Origin of the sequence: Micrococcus sp. HMSC31B01 (genome assembly GCF_001816085.1) — a bacterium.
GTDB classification, from domain to species: Bacteria; Actinomycetota; Actinomycetes; order Actinomycetales; family Micrococcaceae; genus Micrococcus; species Micrococcus luteus.
Genome location: NZ_KV825130.1, coordinates 1 through 4,899 on the forward strand (window position 1 = coordinate 1; position 4,899 = coordinate 4,899).

The following is a 4,899-nucleotide window of genomic DNA, read 5'->3' on the forward strand; positions in this document are numbered from 1 at the left end:
GCGCCGTCGTCGCCGGCCCGCCCGCCACCGCCCGTCCCTCGCACCGACCGGCCCGGCCCCCGCGCCGGCATGGAGGCCCCTCGTGCTCAGACTCATCGGCAAGCGCCTGCTGCTGCTGATCCCCACCCTGTTCGGACTGTCCGTCCTGCTGTTCGTGTGGGTCCGCAGCCTGCCCGGCGGCCCCGCCACCGCCCTGCTCGGCGACCGCGCCACCCCCGAGGCCGTGGCCCGCGTGAACGCGGCGTACGGCTTCGACAAGCCCCTGCTCGAGCAGTACCTCACCTACATGGGGCGGCTGCTGCGCGGCGACTTCGGCACCTCGACCATGACGAACCGGTCCGTGGTCGAGGAGTTCGCGGACCGCTTCCCGGCCACGCTGGAGCTCTCGGTCTTCGCGATCGTGTTCGCGGTGGCCATCGGCATCCCGCTCGGCTACTGGGCGGCCCGCCATGTGGGCCGGTGGCAGGACGACGTCGCCGTCGTGCTGTCCCTGGTCGGCGTGGTGGTGCCCGTGTTCTTCCTGGCGTTCATCCTCAAGTGGGTGTTCGCGGTGAAGCTGGGCTGGCTGCCCACGGACGGCCGGCAGGACCCGCGGATCGACGCCACCCACTACACGAACTTCTACGTGTGGGACGGCATCATCACCGCGGAGTGGGACGCGGCCCTGAACGCGCTGACCCACCTGGTGCTGCCCGGCATCGCGCTGGGCACCATCCCGCTGGCGATCATCGCGCGCATCACCCGTGCCTCCGTGCTGGACGTGCAGGACGCGGACTTCGTGCGCACGGCCCGCGCCAAGGGCCTGGCCCCGCGCCTGATCCGAAACCGGTTCATCATGCGCAACGCCCTGCTGCCGGTGAGCACCACGCTCGGCCTGCAGCTGGGCCTGCTGATCTCCGGGGCGGTGCTCACCGAGACGGTGTTCGCGTTCAACGGGATCGGCCGGTTCCTCGCGCAGGCGATCTTCCAGCTCGACTTCCCGGTGCTGCAGGGCTTCATCATCTTCATCGCCCTGCTCTACTCGCTGATCAACCTGGTCGTGGACGTCTCCTACGGCCTCATCGACCCGAGGGTGCGTGTCTCATGAGCGTGAACCTGCCCCCCAGCCCCGGCGGCGGACCCACCGAGCCCGCCGTCGACCACGCGCTGGCGCCCGTCGAGGCCGGGGCCACCCAGGAGACCACCGAGGCCGCCGCGGACGCGCGCGGCACCTCCGTGTGGGGCGCCGCGTTCCAGCGGCTGCGCCGCAACCCGGCGGCGATCGCCGGCGCCGTGATCGTGCTGATCTTCGTGCTCGTGGCCGTCCTCGCCCCGGTGCTGGCCCCGTACGCGGGCACGGCCACACCCGGCATGCGCGAGATTCGCCCCACCCACGTGCCCGGCCCCGGCGAGGTGGCCGGCTACCCGCTGGGCCTGGACCGCTTCGGCGGGGACGTGCTCTCCAAGCTGATCTGGGGCGCGCAGGCCTCGCTGCTCATCGGGGTCATCTCGACGGCGTTCGGCCTGGCCGGCGGCATGCTGCTCGGCCTGCTGGCCGGCACGTTCGGCGGCTGGGTGGACTCCGTGGTGATGCGCGTCGTGGACATCCTGCTCTCGGTGCCGAACCTGCTGCTGGCGGTGTCCATCGCGGCGATCCTCGGGCAGACCCCGTTCGCGGTGATGATCGCGATCGGGGTGGCGCAGGTGCCCGTGTTCGCGCGGCTGCTGCGTTCCTCGATGCTCACGCAGAAGGGGTCGGACTACGTGCTCGCGGCGCAGACCCTCGGCCTCTCGCGCGGGCGGATCACGATGTCCCACGTGCTGCCGAACTCGCTGGGCCCCGTGATCGTGCAGGCCACGCTCACGCTGGCCACGGCCGTGATCGACGCGGCCGCCCTGTCCTTCCTCGGCCTCGGCGGCGGCCGCCCCGAGACCGCCGAGTGGGGCCGCATGCTCACCTACGCGCAGGCCGAGCTGGGCATCAACCCGTGGCTCGCGTTCCTGCCCGGCCTGTGCATCGCCATCACCGCGCTCGGCTTCACCCTGCTGGGCGAGTCCCTGCGCGAGGCCCTCGACCCGACCTCCCGGAGGCGCTGACCATGGACCCCAAGCACGACGACGGCGCGCCCGGCCCCGGCGCGGCGCCCGCGGTCCCCGCGGTCGGCGCCCCGCTGCTGGAGATCCGCGACCTGGACGTGGAGTTCACCACCCAGCAGGGCACCGTGCAGGCCGTGGAGGGCGCGTCCCTCACGCTCCCGGCCGGCGGCACGCTGGCGATCGTGGGCGAGTCCGGCTCGGGCAAGTCCACCACCGCGATGGCCGCGATCGGCCTGCTGCCCGGCAACGGCCGGGTCACGGCGGGCTCCGTCCGCTTCGCGGGCGAGGAGCTCGTGGGCCTGCCCGAGTCGCGGATGCGCCGCATCCGTGGCCGCCGGATCGGGCTGGTGCCGCAGGACCCGATGTCCAACCTCAACCCCGTGACCCGGGTGGGTCAGCAGATCGGGGAGACCCTGCTGACCCACGGCATGGCGACGAAGAAGGACGTGGGGGCCGCCGTCGTCGAGGTGATGGAGCGCGCCGGCATCCCCGAGCCGGCGCGGCGGGCCAAGCAGTACCCGCACGAGCTCTCGGGCGGCCTGCGCCAGCGCGTGCTGATCGCCATCGGCCTGGCGTGCCGGCCGCAGCTGCTGATCGCGGACGAGCCGACCTCCGCCCTGGACGTGACGGTGCAGCAGGTGATCCTGGACCAGATCGAGGAGATGACCCGCGAGCTCGGCAGCTCCGTGCTGCTGATCACCCATGACCTCGGCCTCGCCGCCGAGCGCGCGCAGCAGCTCGTGGTGATGCACCGCGGACGCGTGGTGGAGTCGGGCGACGCGCGGGCCATCCTCGAGGACCCGCAGCACGCCTACACCCGCTCGCTCGTGGCGGCCGCGCCGTCGGTGGCGGCGGCCCGCCTGCTGCCCGAGGCCTTCGATCCCGCGCCCGTCGCACTGGCCGAGGACGACACGGCGGCCCTGACCACGGTGGCCCTGGCGAAGCAGGACCTCACCCCGCTGGTGGAGATCCGCGACCTCACCAAGGTCTATCCCGTGCGCGGGCACGAGGACTTCATCGCCGTGAAGGACGTCTCCCTGAAGATCCCGCGCGGCAAGACCGTCTCGATCGTCGGCGAGTCCGGCTCCGGCAAGACGACGACGGCGCGCATGCTGCTCAAGCTGATCGAGCCGACCTCGGGCGAGATCAGCTTCGAGGGCAAGGACGTGCTGGCGCTGAAGGGGGAGGGGCTCAAGGACTTCCGGCAGCGCGTGCAGGCCGTGTTCCAGGACCCCTTCTCCTCGCTCAATCCCTCGTTCACGGTGGGCCGGATCATCGAGGAGCCGCTGCAGACGTACCGGCGGGGCAACGCCAGGCAGCGGCGGGCGCGCGTGCTCGAGCTCATGGACCAGGTGGCCCTGCCCTCGCACTTCCACCGTCGGTACCCCGCCGAGCTCTCGGGCGGGCAGCGCCAGCGCGTGGCGATCGCCCGGGCGCTCGCGTTGAACCCGGAGCTGATCGTGTGCGACGAGCCGGTCTCCGCGCTGGACGTGCTCGTGCAGGACCAGATCCTCACGCTGCTGCGGCGCCTGCAGGAGGAGCTGGGGCTGAGCTACCTGTTCATCTCGCACGACCTCGCGGTGGTGCGCCTCATCTCGGACTACGTGTGCGTCATGAAGGACGGCGAGGTGGTGGAGGCGGCCAGCTCGGAGGAGGTCTTCACCAACCCCCGGCACCCGTACACCCGCCGCCTGCTCGCCTCGATCCCGGGCAACGAGCTGGGCATCGCCGTCGAGGCGGACGGCACCCACGTCTGAGCGCTGACCGGGCCGGACGGTCGGGTGCAGAAGCGCCCCGTTCGTGTCGACCGAGCCGCAGCGACATCACTGCCGGGCGGACCGGCGGCGATGTCGCTGGGCGTCGGTCGGACGGTCGGGCGCGGTGCTCAGCGGGCGAGCTCCCACGTCAAGCGGGCGATCGCCTGCTCCTCGTCCGTGGGGACCACGAGGACCGGGATCGCCGACTCCGGCGCGGAGATCGTGTGGGGCCCGGCCACGCGGGCGCGGTTGGCCTCGGCGTCGTAGGCCACCCCGAGCGCCCCGAGCCGGTCGAGCACGCGCGCCCGGAACGGAGCCGAGTTCTCGCCGATCCCGGCGGTGAACACGATCGCCTGCGCCCCGCCCACGGCCACGTGGTAGCCGCCCACGTACTTGGCCAGCCGGTAGGAGGCCACGTCCAGGGCGTTGCGGGCGCGGCCGTCCCCGGAGGCGGCGTTCTCCAGCACCTGGCGCATGTCCGCCTCCCCGGCCAGGCCCAGCAGGCCGGAGCGCCTGTTCATGAGGGTGTCCAGCTCCTCGGCGTCGTAGCCGTGGTTCCGCATGAGGTGGGTGACCACGGAGGGGTCCAGGTCGCCGGAGCGGGTGCCCATCACCAGGCCGGCCAGCGGGGTGTAGCCCATGGAGGTGTCCACGGAGACGCCGTCGCGGATGGCGGTGGCGGAGGCGCCGTTGCCCAGGTGCAGCACCACGGCCCGGAACTCCCCCCGCGGGATGCCCAGATGCTCCGCGGCGAGGCCGGTGACGAGGTCGTGGCTCGTGCCGTGGAAGCCGTAGCGGCGGATGCCGTGCTCCGTGTAGACCTCGTCCGGCAGGGCGTACTGCCAGGCCTCGCGGGGCATGGTCTGGTGGAACGAGGTGTCGAACACGACCACCTGGGGCATGTCCGGCCAGCGCTCGGCCATGGCGCGCAGCCCCTGGGCGGCGGCGTGGTTGTGCAGCGGGGCCAGCGGGGCGAGGCGCTCGATCGCGCGGATCACCTCGTTGGTCACCCGGGCCGGGGCGGTGAACCGCTCGCCGCCGTGGACCACGCGGTGGCCGGCGGCGT

4 protein-coding genes are annotated in these 4,899 nt (G+C 72.8%); 3 read left to right on the forward strand and 1 reads right to left on the reverse strand.

The genetic code is table 11. The annotated features are described in order from the left end of the window. Positions 1-82 precede the first annotated feature (82 nt). The 3 genes from HMPREF3105_RS06655 to HMPREF3105_RS06665 are packed head-to-tail and all read left to right on the forward strand — an operon-like array spanning position 83 to position 3,833. The gene (locus tag HMPREF3105_RS06655; protein WP_069941074.1) at positions 83-1,087 is read left to right on the forward strand and encodes an ABC transporter permease; all 1,005 of its coding nucleotides are present in this window, start codon (positions 83-85) and stop codon (positions 1,085-1,087) included. Continuing rightward, complete coding sequence (locus HMPREF3105_RS06660; protein ID WP_070709020.1) at positions 1,084-2,076, forward strand: ABC transporter permease; 993 nt, start codon at positions 1,084-1,086, stop codon at positions 2,074-2,076. Before HMPREF3105_RS06655 ends, HMPREF3105_RS06660 begins: the two co-directional genes overlap by 4 nt. Positions 2,077-2,078: 2 nt before the next feature. Then, positions 2,079-3,833, forward strand: coding sequence for a dipeptide ABC transporter ATP-binding protein (locus HMPREF3105_RS06665; protein WP_070709021.1), 1,755 nt, complete (start codon positions 2,079-2,081; stop codon positions 3,831-3,833). A gap of 128 nt (positions 3,834-3,961) precedes the next feature. Here HMPREF3105_RS06665 and HMPREF3105_RS06670 read toward each other — a convergent pair. Beyond that, the coding region (locus HMPREF3105_RS06670) for an acetate/propionate family kinase (RefSeq protein ID WP_070709022.1) at positions 3,962-4,899 on the reverse strand (938 nt) is incomplete at its 5' end.

Bases quoted from the DNA above. Each gene is read 5' to 3' on its own strand.
- HMPREF3105_RS06660 (WP_070709020.1), top strand. From the start codon at position 1,084: ATGAGCGTGAACCTGCCCCCCAGCCCCGGCGGCGGACCCACCGAGCCC.
- HMPREF3105_RS06665 (WP_070709021.1), top strand. From the start codon at position 2,079: ATGGACCCCAAGCACGACGACGGCGCGCCCGGCCCCGGCGCGGCGCCC.